The sequence below is a fragment of the Bacillus sp. sid0103 genome, assembly GCF_019219025.1.
In genome coordinates, this window is record NZ_JAHUWN010000007.1 from 211658 (window position 1) to 226090 (window position 14433).

Annotated in this window: 15 protein-coding genes and 1 tRNA gene; 3 read left to right on the forward strand and 13 right to left on the reverse strand. The window is 38.5% G+C overall.

All coding sequences use genetic code 11. From position 1 onward, the window contains the following. Positions 1-549: 549 nt before the first annotated feature. Together KW850_RS10320 and KW850_RS10325 are read right to left on the reverse strand one after the other, a co-directional pair. Positions 550-1521: a tyrosine-type recombinase/integrase gene (locus KW850_RS10320; protein ID WP_308128778.1), complete on the reverse strand. Its 972-nt coding sequence runs from the start codon at positions 1519-1521 to the stop codon at positions 550-552. Positions 1522-1715: 194 nt separating this feature from the next. Next, positions 1716-1812: transfer RNA gene (locus tag KW850_RS10325), tRNA-Sec, on the reverse strand. A 280-nt stretch (positions 1813-2092) separates the two neighbouring features. Here KW850_RS10325 and KW850_RS10330 point away from each other — a divergent pair. Next, positions 2093-2518: a DUF2621 domain-containing protein gene (locus KW850_RS10330; RefSeq protein ID WP_218347473.1), complete on the forward strand. Its 426-nt coding sequence runs from the start codon at positions 2093-2095 to the stop codon at positions 2516-2518. A 321-nt stretch (positions 2519-2839) separates the two neighbouring features. Here the strand turns inward: KW850_RS10330 and KW850_RS10335 are convergent, their stop codons facing one another. Continuing rightward, positions 2840-3316, reverse strand: coding sequence for a CcdC family protein (locus KW850_RS10335; protein ID WP_218347474.1), 477 nt, complete (start codon positions 3314-3316; stop codon positions 2840-2842). Between the two features lie 177 nt (positions 3317-3493). Next, the gene (locus tag KW850_RS10340) at positions 3494-4201 is read right to left on the reverse strand and encodes a cytochrome c biogenesis CcdA family protein (RefSeq protein ID WP_218347475.1); all 708 of its coding nucleotides are present in this window, start codon (positions 4199-4201) and stop codon (positions 3494-3496) included. A 278-nt stretch (positions 4202-4479) separates the two neighbouring features. On the opposite strand from KW850_RS10340, the gene KW850_RS10345 reads away from it, so the two are divergent. After that, the gene (locus KW850_RS10345) at positions 4480-4656 is read left to right on the forward strand and encodes an aspartyl-phosphate phosphatase Spo0E family protein (protein ID WP_218347476.1); all 177 of its coding nucleotides are present in this window, start codon (positions 4480-4482) and stop codon (positions 4654-4656) included. Positions 4657-4708: 52 nt separating this feature from the next. Here KW850_RS10345 and KW850_RS10350 read toward each other — a convergent pair whose 3' ends face one another. From KW850_RS10350 to yneA, 9 genes are all read right to left on the reverse strand, one after another. Further along, the gene (locus tag KW850_RS10350) at positions 4709-6502 is read right to left on the reverse strand and encodes an ABC transporter ATP-binding protein (protein WP_218347477.1); all 1794 of its coding nucleotides are present in this window, start codon (positions 6500-6502) and stop codon (positions 4709-4711) included. Position 6503: 1 nt separating this feature from the next. Next, positions 6504-8255, reverse strand: coding sequence for an ABC transporter transmembrane domain-containing protein (locus KW850_RS10355; protein ID WP_218347478.1), 1752 nt, complete (start codon positions 8253-8255; stop codon positions 6504-6506). Between the two features lie 190 nt (positions 8256-8445). Continuing rightward, entirely contained in the window at positions 8446-8742 is a 297-nt protein-coding gene (locus tag KW850_RS10360) for a hypothetical protein (RefSeq protein ID WP_218347479.1), read from the reverse strand. Positions 8743-9110: 368 nt separating this feature from the next. Next, on the reverse strand, positions 9111-9323 hold the full coding sequence (locus tag KW850_RS10365) for a YneF family protein (RefSeq protein ID WP_373561664.1): 213 nt from the start codon (positions 9321-9323) through the stop codon (positions 9111-9113). A gap of 71 nt (positions 9324-9394) precedes the next feature. Beyond that, complete coding sequence (gene sirA / locus KW850_RS10370; RefSeq protein ID WP_218347480.1) at positions 9395-9835, reverse strand: sporulation inhibitor of replication protein SirA; 441 nt, start codon at positions 9833-9835, stop codon at positions 9395-9397. Positions 9836-10086: 251 nt separating this feature from the next. Then, on the reverse strand, positions 10087-12093 hold the full coding sequence (gene tkt / locus KW850_RS10375) for a transketolase (RefSeq protein WP_218347481.1): 2007 nt from the start codon (positions 12091-12093) through the stop codon (positions 10087-10089). A 178-nt stretch (positions 12094-12271) separates the two neighbouring features. Continuing rightward, positions 12272-12502 carry a DUF896 domain-containing protein gene (locus KW850_RS10380; RefSeq protein WP_218347482.1) on the reverse strand — a complete coding sequence of 77 codons (231 nt, stop codon included), beginning with the start codon at positions 12500-12502 and terminating at the stop codon, positions 12272-12274. A gap of 77 nt (positions 12503-12579) precedes the next feature. Next, entirely contained in the window at positions 12580-13227 is a 648-nt protein-coding gene (locus KW850_RS10385) for a YneB family resolvase-like protein (protein WP_218347483.1), read from the reverse strand. Between the two features lie 12 nt (positions 13228-13239). Next, the gene (gene yneA, locus KW850_RS10390) at positions 13240-13566 is read right to left on the reverse strand and encodes a cell division suppressor protein YneA (protein ID WP_218347484.1); all 327 of its coding nucleotides are present in this window, start codon (positions 13564-13566) and stop codon (positions 13240-13242) included. Positions 13567-13724: 158 nt separating this feature from the next. Here yneA and lexA point away from each other — a divergent pair, with 158 nt between their 5' ends. Beyond that, positions 13725-14348 carry a transcriptional repressor LexA gene (lexA, locus tag KW850_RS10395; protein ID WP_218347485.1) on the forward strand — a complete coding sequence of 208 codons (624 nt, stop codon included), beginning with the start codon at positions 13725-13727 and terminating at the stop codon, positions 14346-14348. The last annotated feature ends 85 nt before the right edge of the window (positions 14349-14433 follow it).

The window sequence follows — 14433 nt, forward strand, 5'->3', positions numbered from 1 at the left end:
GTATCCAAGAAGTGCAAGAGAATAGAAACCTTTACCTGTTATTAGGCTGGATGGCTTCGCTCCCTGTTAGCTCAGGGGTCGCTCACCATCGCCATAGTCGCTGCCTCTGTTGGCAAGCCGCAAGTTATCTATGAATAACCTCATTGCATTCGGTAAGTGGCATTTCGCTTTTACGCTCATGCTTATTGTCTCTGCAACGCATCAACCTTTTGGGTGGGGGTATTTTCTTAACTTTAAAACCTCTCTAAAGGCAGACGGTGCTGGGTTGGTAGCTTTAAAAACAAACTTGGTGCTAGTATGCATTAAGATTAAGAGAACACAACTCACTAAATATAGCTATATACCTTGGGAGAGTAAGGTTATTGATTAAAAATAATGCGGCAACTTTTGCGAAAAAAACACCTTTAATGCGGCAGTATTTACGGAAACATGTTAGCATACTGTACCAACCTAATGGAAAAAAGGCACCAATGAACAAGTTATAGTGCCTATCCTTTGTAGTTACATTAAATTACTAGAGAAATTATGTGGCTGAAAACTATTTGATGCCTATTTATATAAATAATTAACGGGTGAAAAAGCATTATGCTGTACTTGCACATCTGTATTTGTCATTTGGATATATCTTCTAACCATATTCATATGAGAGTGCCCAAGTATTCTTTGTAGGGAAAAAGGGTCTCCCCCGTTCATGATGTAGAACAAAGCTCCTGTATGGCGGAATGTGTGCGGCGATACCCTCTTATTCTTAATCTGCGCTACCTTCCCGTATAAAGATAAATTATCCCTTACTGTGGCTTCGGAAATTCTTTCTCCTTCATAGGTCAAGAATGTGTATTCACAGCCAAAGTCTGCTGTTTCTTGTAAGTAATCTTCCAACATTTTAATAGTTTTCAGCGATAACGGAACTACACGGGCGACTCTAGTCTTAGTGTCTGTCGCCTCAAGCTGTATTAACCCATTCTTAAGGTCAATATTCTCCCGCTTGATGTCCACAAGCTCGCTAACACGAACCATAGTGTCCAGTAACATAAAGATTATTACTTTGGTACGGAATCCTGTATAGGAATTATCATCAATCACACCGATTAACCGCCGTATCTCTTCTGTTGTCAGGGATTCCACATTATCTATTGGGGCTTTAACAGGCTTAAAACGCCTATGAATAGGTTCTGTAACCCATCCTTTCTCCTCATAGCAGAAACGAATGAATGAGCGCATTGTCCGTACCCGTATGTTTATGGTAGCGGGAGCGAGTTCCATCTCCTCCGCCATATGACTAATCCATCCACAGAAAAGCTCAATAGTCAGTTCCTCTTGTTTTAGGTCTCCACTTGTATAACGAAGGAAATAATCATAGTTGACGTAATACTCCTTAATGGTGCGTCGTGCTAAGCCCTCTGATTTCTTTAGCAGCATGAATCTTTCAAACATTTCGGTCATTGTGTAGGATTCCTGATTCACATTCACATTGGGTATAATGGTATCTCGTTTAAACTTCCTATTCACTTTTCTTTGCACAACAAAAGCCCCCTTAATTAGTATTAAGCGAGCTACGAATTGAACAGTTTTCTTGATAAGTCCTAATCAGTCTTACATCCCAGTCTCAAACAGTCTTTCGTGAAACTGGCAGAAAACTGTGGGGGAAATCCCTATTTGTGTAATTATCAATGCAAAGGTCAATCATCGTCAATCCCTTGCGGGAGTAAGAACGTTGGCGGGACTGCGTGGGAATCGAACCCACCAGACCTGGCACGCAGGTCTCAAGCAGTTTTGAAGACTGTGGAGGACACCAGTACCCCATTCAGCCCCATGGATGTAAAAAAAATATCAGGTGTTAGGACTATATTTACGAGGTCTTTTCGTGATTTAAACTATCTACTCCGATTCTCTATAATCATTTATCATATTACAATGGATTATAGTATTAATCAATAGAATCGGCCTATATGTCACTTTTTCGACAAGCATATCACAACAAGATGGACCTGCCCCTGCCAAATGTAAACTCCAATACCTACAATACTTGTCTTAATTCATAGAAACAGACTATAATAAGAAGAAAAAATAGTTATCTTGTAGGTGAATAGATATGCTTCATGGTTGGTTTTTATGGTTTATCCTGTTCTGGGTATTTTTCCTAGTTGGATCATTTGCCATTGGTGGATTTTTTATGTTTCGAAAATTTTTGAAAAAGATGCCGAAAGAAGACGGCAAATCAGTTATGGATTGGGAAGAACATTATGTAAATGAATCGCGACACTTGTGGGGGCCCGAGGAGAAAGAACTCCTCGAGGATTTAGTCAGTCCTGTTCCCGAGCTTTTCCGTGATGTTGCCAGACATAAAATTGCAGGTAAGATCGGTGAAATTGCCTTAAATGAAAAGGCTCCAAAAATTACTCAAGACCTCGTCATACGTGGCTATATCCAGGCAACACCAAAAAGAGATCATAAATTTCTACGTAAAAAGCTTTTTGAAAATCAAATTGATGTGGCTCCTTTTGAGCACCTATTTTAACCGTCTATATGATAGACGGTTTTTTGTTGTTGGTTATTTCATTTACCTTGTGCACTCACTTTTTTACTTTTCGGTAAATGAAATAGGGTTTCATTTACCCTGCACCATCTCTTTTTCACTTTTTAGTCAATGAAACTGGCTTTCATTTACCCTGAGCCCTCACTTTTCTACATTTCGGTTAATGAAACGGGTTTTCATTTACCCTATGCCCTCTCTTTTTTACATTTAGGTCAATGTACCGTTAAATGTTTTATCACGAGTGAACACTTATTTAATAATAAAAAAACTGACCCTCTTAAGGGCCAGTGTCTCAATCAATTATTACTCTTTACTACCATGAAGCTGTTTAAAAAGCTTTTTGTAGTCGACATACATCGCAATCCGCCATGGCACTATCATACAATACGCAAGGAGGAAGAACATGCCGCTTAATTCTCCAAAATCTATGGTTGCACTCAGGACTGATTTCATCACAAGGCGGACGACTAATAGTCCAATCAAAATAAAGAAAAATGCTTTGGATCGCTTTAGGTAAATATCATTATCGCGAATCTCAAACTTTGAGGTTTTGATTAGTAAAATGGAGAATAGCATCCCTACTATCGCGGCCTCAATCATTTCGGCTCCACTTAGTCTAAATTGCGGTTCCATATACATTAATGCCCCACTCGACATGAAAATGGGCGGTAGAATGATTTTACGAGCATTTGTGGGTTTTTTTGCGGCTTTCATTCGGACCACCAATGCGAGGCTGCCCATAAATACCGCTCCAATTGAAGAAGCTATTACTAAGTTCATTAGATTCATTCCTTATCTAATTTATTTTCTAACCCATTATATCTCAAATAAATGGATTTGAAAAAAATTAACTCATAAAAAAATGTTCCATATTTACCACACGTCACGTTTAAATGATATAAAAAAGGAAAAACCTTCTCAGGAATTTTCTTACCAAGAATATTTATATTTTCACCGTTAAAACCCTGTAAAGCCGCCAAACAGATTAGAAAAGATCATAATGATCTTTGTCATCCAGTCAAAGAATAAAACAATTCCCATGACAATCATTATGTAACCGCCAATTTTAACAATTTTCCCGCTGTTTTTCTTAATCCAAGTCATCCGGCCAAGGAAGAACGAAAGAATAAAGAATGGTATCGCAAAACCTAAAGTATAGGCGATCATATACATCATACCAGAACCAGGATTCGTTGCTGCAAGAGAGATAACAAAAGAAAGGATTGGTCCTGTACAAGGTGTCCACCCTGCTGCAAACGCCATCCCAATTAAAACGGAGCCAAAAAAGCCTGAAGGCCGATTTTTAAATTCAATGCGGCGATCTTTCATCATAAACTTCGGATTTAATATCCCAACGATCACTAAACCAAAGAAAACAATGAAAATTCCACCCAGTTGACGAATGAGATCTTTATACTGTAAAAAAAAGCTTCCTAGAAACGATGTTCCAAATCCTATCGCAATAAATATGATCGAAAATCCTACTAGAAAAAATAAGGTATGGAGCAGGCTCCGCTTTTGAAGCATGGCATTTTCACTTTTTAATTCGCCCACTGACATTCCGGTAATGTATGAGAGAAATGCAGGATACAGCGGTAAACAACAGGGCGAAATGAAGCTTAAAAATCCTGCTCCTAAAGCTAAAAATATATTTACATCTGACATATTAACACTCCCACTATAGTCGATACGTTTATATTCTAACAAATGATTGATAGAAATGATAATGGTTAACATGAATATTTTGTGTCACCTAGGTTTTTCTTTGCCTTTCCTACCACCCATATTTCCATATATATGCATAAATCCGATGGATATTTATTTACAATTGCCTTTGAAAAAATTTACATTATAGGTTATACTAGTAATTCCAATGCAAGTTTGATATATTAGTATTCTATTTTCTCCAAAATTTAGGGGTTACTCCGGAAAGGACAACGGCCGTGACAAAGAATGACTTAGTTACATTAATCGAAAAAAAACGTGCTGAATTAATTCAAGTCGCGACGAGCAATGGCCTGACATCCTCCGTTGCCATTCGCTACAGCCAGGAGCTTGACCACCTCTTAAATGAATATCATCGAATATATATAAAAAAGGTTCCTTCATCAGCCTGTTAATAGAAACTTTTATAAAAATAGTAAAAGCCTGGCATATGCCAGGCTTTCTTCATTAATTCACAATATCCTCAAGGTGCTCTACAACTCCATTTTGTAACAGGAACATTTTATGGTATAACCCGCCTTGGGCAAGCAGTTCTTGATGGGTACCTCTTTCCACGATTTCTCCCTGATGCAATACTAAAATTAATTCAGCATCCTGAATAGTTGATAGACGGTGTGCAATCGCAATCGTGGTTCGTCCTTTTCGCATTTTGGCAAGTGCTGTTTGAATTGCTTCCTCCGTCTCGGTATCAATATTGGCGGTAGCCTCATCAAGGACCAAAATTTTAGGATTCGTCGCAATCGTTCTAGCAAAAGCAATTAATTGCCTTTGACCGCTAGAGAAAGTGGTCCCTCGCTCCACAACCTTATGGGCAAAACCATCCTCCAATTTTTCTATAAATGTATGGGCCTGGACGAACCTCGCTGCCTCTTCCACTTGTTCTTCTGTCATGTCATTCGAATGTAAGCGGATATTATCCTTTACCGTCCCGTAGAATAGAAAGGGATCCTGTAAAACGAGGCCCATTTTCTCGCGGAGCTCTGTCTTAGTGAAGTTACGAATCGATTGACCATCGATGAATATGTCACCGCGCTCATACTCATAGAACCGCATCAGCAAATTGATGATGGAGCTTTTTCCACTACCGGTATGACCAACGAGTGCGACGGTTTCACCTGGATTCGCAGTGAATGAAATATGTTTTAGCACATCTTGTTTCCCATTATAGGAAAAGCTTAAATCCTTAAATTCAATCTTTCCATGTTCAATCAATAGATTCTTCTCTTCCTTTTGACTCGGTGCTAATTCCTCTTCGTCCAACAATTTGAAGACACGCGATCCAGCTACAATGGCTTGTTGGTACAAGGAAAGTCTCATCATCATCTGATTGACCGGTTCAAAAAAACGATCCAGATAATTTATGAAGGCATATAATACTCCGATTTCGATCACATGGTTAAAAGAAGTAATCCCAAAATAAGATAACACAATGATTAATCCTAAAATGTAAATGAGGTCAATCGCTGGTCTTAACAGAAGTCCATCTATTTTAATATTCTTCATTCCAGCCTGATAGTGTTGATCATTAATCAGTCCAAACTCAGCACGGAGTCGTTTTTCCTGACGAAACACTTGAATGATGCTCATTCCTGAAAGGGATTCGCTGAGCTTTGCATTCAATTGGCTCAGCCGTTCGCGCATATCTAGGTAAAATCTTGAACTTAATTTTCTATAAAGGTTCATGACAAACAATAGCAGCGGAAGGATGATGAGACATAGCAATCCAAGTTTGATATTCAGAATAAACATGGCAATGAAAATTCCTGTTAATAAAAATCCACCTTGGATGAAGGTTGCAATAACCGTCACAAACATGTCTTTAATCGCTTCCGTATCATTGGTTACCCTTGAAACAATACTACCTGCCGGTGTTTTATCAAAATACTTTAAACCGAGCGCCTGAACCTTAGAAAAAACATCAATTCGAAGTTGTTGGATAATTTTTAACGCTAGCTCTTGGAATTTTACAAATTGAAAAAACATGAGAATCGCCTTGATGATTTGTATTCCCATATAGGTGGAACCAAGTATGAAAAGAGGTTGAAACGAAAGCTTTCCAGGTGTTAAATAATCATCGATAAATATTTTGACTAAGATCGGAAGGAAGATATCGCCGATCGTCGTTAATAATAGGAAAAGAAATGCCATTCCTACCAGTTTTTTATGTGGTTTTGTATAGGACAGGAGCCGGAATAATATATTTCGTTGTTCACGCTCGGAAAGCTGTATTTTTTCTTCCATATTAATATCCTCCATGCTCGACCAGCTCTTCCAGCTGCTGGCGTAAATACATTTGCTTATACCATCCGTCCATTTCCATTAGTGCTTCATGGGTACCTCGTTCGGCAATCCTACCATCCTCAAGAACGAGAATGAGATTGGCATGTTGAATGGCACTTAAGCGGTGGGAAGTAATAATCGTCGTTTTTCCTTCCCTATTCTCCCTTAAGGCGGAAAGAATCGCTTCTTCGGTTTTAGCGTCAACAGCTGATAAGGAATCATCGAGAACCAATACCTCTGGATTCATCAAAATAGCCCGGGCAATCGAAATTCTCTGTTTCTGCCCACCTGATATGGACACCCCCCGTTCACCAACTACAGTTTGATAACCATCTATAAATTGTAGAATATCATCATGAATATTGGCCAACTTAGCTGCATGCTCCACTTTATCTATTGCGGCGTTAGGGTTCGTAAAAGCGATGTTTTCACCTACAGAGGCTGAAAACAAGAAGTGATCTTGTGGTACATAACCAATCGCTTCGCGTAATTTTTCAAGTTTGTATGCTTGAAGAGGCCTCCCGCCAAAGGTAATTTTCCCTTGATAATGATCAAACTCACGAATGAGCAACTTTAATAGAGTCGTTTTTCCTGCACCGGTTTTCCCGACAATCCCAAGTGTTTCGCCTTTATGTAGAGAAAAATGAATATCCTTTAATAGTGGCACTGATTCGCCTGGATAGGTAAAATGAGCAAGGTCGAATTTTATTTCCCCTGCTGGAACATCGTCTAAAGCATCTTGCTGATCGTTTATATCTGCTTTTTCCTGAAGGAGTTGGGTGACACGATCGTAGGAAGCCCTGCCTCGCTCAACAATGTTAAATAACCAGCCAAAAGCTAGCATCGGCCAGATAAGCAACCCTAAATATGTAGTAAATGAAAGTAATTGTCCGATCGTCAGTTCCCCATTCAGGACGTATTTAGCTCCGAATACAATCGACAAAAAGAAGGAAATTCCAACAATAATCGAAATCGTTGGATCAAAAAGCGAATCAATTTTTGCGACGGTTATATTTTTTTGGACAACATCCTCAGATTGCTTCCGGAAATCCTCAATATCCTCCTGTTCCTGACCAAACGTCTTTATTACTTTAATCCCGGTAATGCTTTCCTGGGTTTTATCATTTAAGGAAGAAAAGGCCTCTTGTGCTTGATAGAAGGTCCGATGGAGCATGGTTCCAAACCAACTTGTAAGGATGACCATTAACGGCATTGGGATCAAACAGATTAAGGTTAATTTCCAACTGATCGTAATTGCCATTGCAAAGATAACAAATCCCCCAGTAGACAGAGAATCCACGAGAGTTAATACGCCCACACCAGCTGTTTGCTGAATCGCTTGAAGGTCATTTGTTGCATGAGCCATCAGATCTCCAATTCGACGTTTTTGGTAGAACGATGGGGACATAGTGGTAAAGTGGTGATACAGCCGATTTCGAAGCAGTTTACTCAGTTTAACTGAAGATCCAAAAATCATAATCCTCCAATAAAACCGAAGTGAATACATAGCCAGGCCTACCACTAATAGAACACCGATCCACTGCAAGAGGATTCCTTTTGTCATGGTTCCATCCTTAATTTCATCAGCAATGATTCCAATTACCTTCGGCGGCACTAATTGCAGCATGGCGACAAGCAATAAAATGAAAATGCCAGAAATATACGCTTTTTTCTCTTTCTTAAAAAACCAGCCTAAGTCTAAAAATACCTTCATTGAAACGCCTCCAAAACACAAAAAATTGATCTATTTTTTATACCCTTCCATTCCTCCCTAATTATTGGTGTCAGGCAAAATAATCCATTTAACTGAGGTTTCATTTTACCAAATATTTATAAAATAATAAAGATTTAGAATTAACTAAAACAACATAAAAAAAGCACCCATTTAGATGAGTGCTTACCATTTATAATTCAGTTACCTTATCTGAATCCCCATAAAAGCCAGTAAATCTATTATTACAATGACACTGAGGACATCGTACCGTAATCTCTAAATCAATAATCTGTTGTTGGCTGTTATTGACTAGTTTCTTTTTTAGGACAATCACTTGATCCGTTACTCCTTTATGGGGATTGATCTCTTTTAATTCTTCCAAAATACTCTCACCATTTACTACTGCTACATAATCAAACACATCACTACAAAATACACATTGCCTATTGCCTTGAACAACACTAGTAGGAACCAATTCTACTTTCATATTTTCGCCTCCCGTCCCCATATTATTCGACAGGAATGAAAGCGCTTCCTACTGTATGTTATCTTCCAGCTGATATTTCATAAATTCGTCATATGTATGTTGAATAAAAAATGGTAATATTGATCTTTTGAACTCAGTTGATTGGAGCGGAAGGTGCGAGACTCCTGCGAGAAAAGTGGTCACGGGAGCCCCCGCAGTCGCTCAAGCGAAGAGGAGGCCCCCGATCCGCCCGCGGAAAGCAGCACCTGGAGCGGAAATCAACAGGCACTTTTTACATAGCCTAATAAATAAAAACCACCTGTCCGAATTTGATTCATTCAGAAGGGTGGTTACTTATTGGTCTAATCGGATTGTATTAGCTTGTCCGTTTATTTGGATTGTTGCTTGTTCATTGCAGCCATCATTTGGTTGATTTTCTTTTGTGATGGTTTTTGACCCATTTGCATCATCATCATTTTCAACATTTGTTCATTGATAGGCGGATTTTTCTTTAAATAGCTCATCATATATTTACGAGCAATGAAAAATCCTAGTGCTACACCAGCTGCTAATGCCAGTATACCAACTAGAACGTAATACATATTCAACTTCCTCCTTCGTGTTGTCTACCATACAGTGTACTAAATAAAACACGATTAGACAATATCTGCAATCAGATAAATTTTCTTTCTTTTATCGGCTTTAACCAGCCATATCGTTGATGTTCAAGGTCAAGTGCCAAAAAGGAAGACTCACACTTTCTTAGAACTTCAAAAAAAGCAGTCTCTGCTTCATAGCTTCCTTGGGCATCAATTGTAATTAAGTCTTGGAAAACATCTAACTTTGCCGTACTTAGTTTTCCGCTTAATTCAATCGAGTATGCACCATTCTCTGCTTTAAAACCCTTGATTTTTCCAAGCTGTTTTTGAATGAGTTGATGGATCTTAAGTACCTCGACCTTTTTGGTTATATAGGAAATTTGTTTTTGTGTTATAAATTTAAACTCACCGTTTGCTTTATGATTTTCATGAAAAAGCTGAAAAAATAATCGCTCTCTTCCGAAGTAATGGGTCGCAAATTCATCTTCTATTAAATATAGCTGATATTTTCTCACCACTGTTCTCTCCTTCGTTGGTTACCCTTTTTACTATTATAAAAAAAGACAAGCGAAACATTTGTCTTACGGCGACAAAAACATCCACTACTTTTGTCGATTAGCATAATTGCAAGCTATTTTTTTACTAATTCGGTAGTTTTGATGTATTTCCCTGCAAAAATAACTTCCCTTCATAATATTGTTTAGAATTTTTCACAAATAAAAAAGAGAACGGATTAAATCCGCTCTCCTTTAATAGTTACGAGTTTTTATTTTTGCAAAAGTGCTTTTACACGTGCCACAACGTTTTCTACTGTGAACCCGAATTCTTCCATAATCTTTTCTCCAGGTGCTGAAGCCCCGAAATGATCAATCGCTAATACATCGCCTTCGTCACCAGTATATTTGTGCCAGCCGAATGATGCTCCAACCTCAATTCCAAGACGCTTTTTCACGCTTTTTGGCAAGACAGAGTCTTTATATTCTTGGGATTGTTGCTCGAAGCGATCCCAAGAAGGCATACTTACAACTGAAACATGAACCCCTTCTCCAGCAAGCGCTTTTTGAGCTTCCACTGCAAGACTTACTTCTGATCCAGTTGCTAATAACAACGCATCTGGGGTTTCTCTTTCAGAAGGTGAAACCACATAGGCCCCTTTTGAAACTCCCTCGTAAGCATTCGTATCTGTTCCTTTTAATGTAGGTAAATCTTGACGAGTTAAAACAAGTGCAGTTGGTTTGTTTGTTGACTCTACCGCAAGTTTCCAAGCTGCCGCTGTTTCGTTCCCGTCTGCAGGACGAATGATGGAGATTCCTGACATCGCACGTAGCGCAGCCAGTTGTTCAACAGGTTCATGGGTTGGTCCGTCTTCCCCTACTGCAATACTATCATGAGTAAAGACATACGTAACAGGTAATCCCATCAACGCAGCTAGACGAATTGCTGGACGTAGGTAATCAGAGAAGACAAAGAATGTTCCACCAAATACTTTTACTCCGCCATGAAGAGAGATTCCGTTCATTGCAGCACCCATTGCAAATTCACGAACACCAAACCAGATATTTCGGCCTTCATAAGAGCCTGGCATAAAGTCCTTTGTACCTTTGATCATTGTTTTGTTTGATCCAGCAAGGTCTGCAGAACCACCGATAAAAATAGGTAGATTCTTTGCAATTCCATTGATTACTTCTCCTGATGAGGCACGGCTCGCAAGGCTCTTGCCCTCACTGTAAACAGGGATATCTTTATCCCATCCTTCAGGAAGTTCATTATTTAATGCTTGTTCAAGTTGAGTCGCTAACTCAGGATAATCTTTTTTGTATTGAGCGAAAAGTTCATTCCACTCTTTTTCCTTTTTCTCTCCATTTTCAACAATGAGTTTCTGGAAGTTATCATAGACTTCCTGCGGTACATGGAAATCTTCTTCAAAGGTCCATTTATACGCCTCTTTAGTAAGCTTTAACTCATTTGCACCAAGTGGTGAACCATGAACACCTGAAGTTCCAGCACGGTTAGGTGAACCATAACCAATTACTGTTCTTACTTCAATCATTGTTGGTCGGTCTAAATCGTTTCTTGCTTCTTCAAGTGCTTTTGAAATTTCTTCTAGATTATTTCCATCTTCAACACGAAGATATTGCCATCCGTAGGATAGGAAGCGATCTTTCACACTTTCAGAGAAAGACTTATTTAAGTCACCATCTAGAGAGATATCGTTTGAATCATAAAGAACAACTAAGCGGCCTAGTTTTAAATGTCCTGCAAGTGAAGCGGCCTCAGCAGACACACCCTCCATCAAATCTCCATCTCCGCATATGCTGTATGTAAAATGGTTCACAAGTTCATACTTATCTTTATTATAAACACTTGCAACATGGCGTTCTGCCATTGCCATACCGACTGCCATTGCAATACCTTGTCCAAGTGGACCAGTTGTTGCTTCTACACCCTCAGTGTGGCCGTACTCTGGATGACCAGGAGTTTTTGAGCCCCATTGACGGAATTGTTTTAGGTCATCGATTGTTAAATTGAAACCAGACAAGTGGAGCATGCTGTATAACAACGCTGAACCGTGTCCAGCAGATAAGACAAAACGATCACGGTTAAACCAGTGTGGATTCTTTGGATTTTGGTTCATGAAACGTGTCCATAAAGTATAGGCCATTGGTGCAGCACCCATCGGCATTCCTGGATGTCCTGAGTTTGCTTTCTCGATTGCATCGATGGAAAGCGTTCGAATTGAAGTAACAGATAAATCGTCAATAGTATTAAACATGAATTACATCCTTTCCTAATCACTAGGTTTCTAAATACATTTTCAATTTTATATTGATACCGTTTTTTATTCAACAAATAGCATATTAATAAGAAACAAAAGTCACTTTATTTTTTAGTTTGACTCAGAAATAGTATCTCTATGTAAAATAGGAATACAAAAATGTATTCCTCAATTATTAGTGAAGGGTATTTTTTTTCCTAGCTTTGATCTTTTCAGGTGTTACGTCATTTCCTTCGGGATCAATAAACTTTGTGTTGGTAAGAGTGTCTAGCATATTTGAACGGAAAGTAGCCAAATATTCGCTTCTTAATTTAGTTTGTTCTTTGGCTTCTGCTTCAGTCAAACCCGATGCCTTTGATTTTCTTGCCAACTCATTTATTCTAGCCATTTTTTCTTTGGATAGCATGGAGTAACCTTCCTTTCTATCTGTTTACATGACACCTGATTTTACTAAAAAAAAAACCTAATGACAAGGCAAGAGGTCTACTCTTCTTGTGATTCGATATATTCTTGATACCTTCTATGTACTGTCGCCTTTGAAATGTTATACCCGAATCCTCTCAATGTGGCCGCTATTTCAGCAAAAATTAAGCCATTCTTTCTTAACCGGACAATTTCCTCTACTGGAACTTCAATTTTCTCGCGTCCGGAAGCATCTCCCAGATTTTTTAGGTTTTTTTCAGGTTTATATCCTTTTTGAACCGCCCGCTTCATACCGCGCTTAATTTTTGCATTATGAAGTTTCCGTTGATACTCCTCAACCATACCAACAATCTTCAAGACCATTGAATCCGATTCTGACAGCTGCAATTCTCCACTATGGGAGATACTAAAAAGTTTAATATTTTCTTTTAGAATACAATGTAAAATGGCTATTTTAGCGTTACCTCTACCTATTCGTGTCTCATCCTGGATTAAGACCGCATGAACCTGTTCATCTTTGATTCGTTCTAATAATTGAAAAATGCCTTCCCGGTCGAAATCGTAGCCACTTGCTCTTTCTTTAATGACCCTATCAATCTCAAAGTGATAGGATTTAGCTAGTTGTGTTAACTCCTCTTCCTGACGCTTTAAAGATGTTTCTTGTGTTTCTTTATTTGTGCTGACACGGCAGTATATGATTGCTTTCATAAATGTTCCTTTCTATTCACCAATCGCACTAGCTAATTCTTGTGTTGAAGAAACTTCTTCCTTGCTGACCGGGATCACAATTTCTTCACCTGGAAAAATTCGATCTTCATCAATTTCATTATGCTTTTTTATCCATGTAACAAATTCTTTGTTTGATAATGAATGTTGTTCGGAAAATTGATCAGAGATTTCCCATAGTGAATCACCTTCAGAAATTGTAATTTTTACATATTTATCTTGGTCGTTTGAATGATGTTGGATAGATAAAATGAAAGATAGTGAACAGCTTAAAATAATTAGAGTAATAGCATAGGAGTATTTGTTCCATAATTTTTTCATAAATTAACACCTCTACTAAGAATATATGTTCGTTTTATTGATTTTATTATAAATCGAACATTTGTTTGTTGTCAACCATATTTCGAACTTATGTTTGTATTAAAAATACGAACATGGTATAATAAAGACAACATTAACCAGGCGAGGTGGATTTTATCATGGCTAAAATATCAAAGCGGCAGCAGGATATCTTAGACTTCATTAAAAGTGAGGTTAAGAGTAAAGGGTACCCCCCTTCCGTAAGGGAAATCGGAGAAGCAGTTGGACTAGCATCCAGCTCAACTGTTCACGGTCATTTAGCAAGATTGGAAAGCAAAGGACTAATTAGACGAGATCCAACCAAACCAAGAGCAATTGAAATATTAGAAGCAGATGTAGCGGCACATATTCCAAGAAACGCAGTAGTCAATGTTCCAGTGGTTGGTAAAGTAACAGCAGGACTACCTATAACAGCTATCGAAAATGTGGAGGAGTACTTCCCGCTTCCAGAAAGTCTAGCACCAGCAGATGAGCAAGTGTTCATGCTAGAAATCATGGGTGAGAGTATGATAGAAGCTGGGATACTAGACGGAGACTATGTTATTGTAAAACAACAGCCAACCGCAAATAACGGTGATATAGTTGTAGCAATGACCGAAGAAGATGAAGCCACCTGTAAGAGATTTTTCAAGGAAAAAGATTACATACGCCTGCAGCCGGAAAATTCTACAATGGACCCTATTATACTAAGGAATGTTTCAATTCTAGGAAAAGTTATAGGCGTTTATCGGCATATTCATTAATAGGGAGCTTGCACTATGGTGCAAGCTCTTTTAATGTTGTGTTATTGGGAAAATTTTTCATTTTTATCATATCATGGATTTTATA

Coding starts and splice junctions, on each gene's coding strand:
- KW850_RS10330 (WP_218347473.1), top strand. CDS start 2,093: ATGCTTCATGGTTGGTTTTTATGGTTTATCCTGTTCTGGGTATTTTTC.
- KW850_RS10335 (WP_218347474.1), bottom strand. CDS start 3,316: ATGAACTTAGTAATAGCTTCTTCAATTGGAGCGGTATTTATGGGCAGC.
- KW850_RS10340 (WP_218347475.1), bottom strand. CDS start 4,201: ATGTCAGATGTAAATATATTTTTAGCTTTAGGAGCAGGATTTTTAAGC.
- KW850_RS10350 (WP_218347477.1), bottom strand. CDS start 6,502: ATGGAAGAAAAAATACAGCTTTCCGAGCGTGAACAACGAAATATATTA.
- KW850_RS10355 (WP_218347478.1), bottom strand. CDS start 8,255: ATGAAGGTATTTTTAGACTTAGGCTGGTTTTTTAAGAAAGAGAAAAAA.
- KW850_RS10360 (WP_218347479.1), bottom strand. CDS start 8,742: ATGAAAGTAGAATTGGTTCCTACTAGTGTTGTTCAAGGCAATAGGCAA.
- KW850_RS10365 (WP_373561664.1), bottom strand. CDS start 9,323: ATGTATTACGTTCTAGTTGGTATACTGGCATTAGCAGCTGGTGTAGCA.
- tkt (WP_218347481.1), bottom strand. CDS start 12,093: ATGTTTAATACTATTGACGATTTATCTGTTACTTCAATTCGAACGCTT.
- KW850_RS10380 (WP_218347482.1), bottom strand. CDS start 12,502: ATGCTATCCAAAGAAAAAATGGCTAGAATAAATGAGTTGGCAAGAAAA.
- KW850_RS10385 (WP_218347483.1), bottom strand. CDS start 13,227: ATGAAAGCAATCATATACTGCCGTGTCAGCACAAATAAAGAAACACAA.
- yneA (WP_218347484.1), bottom strand. CDS start 13,566: ATGAAAAAATTATGGAACAAATACTCCTATGCTATTACTCTAATTATT.
- lexA (WP_218347485.1), top strand. CDS start 13,725: ATGGCTAAAATATCAAAGCGGCAGCAGGATATCTTAGACTTCATTAAA.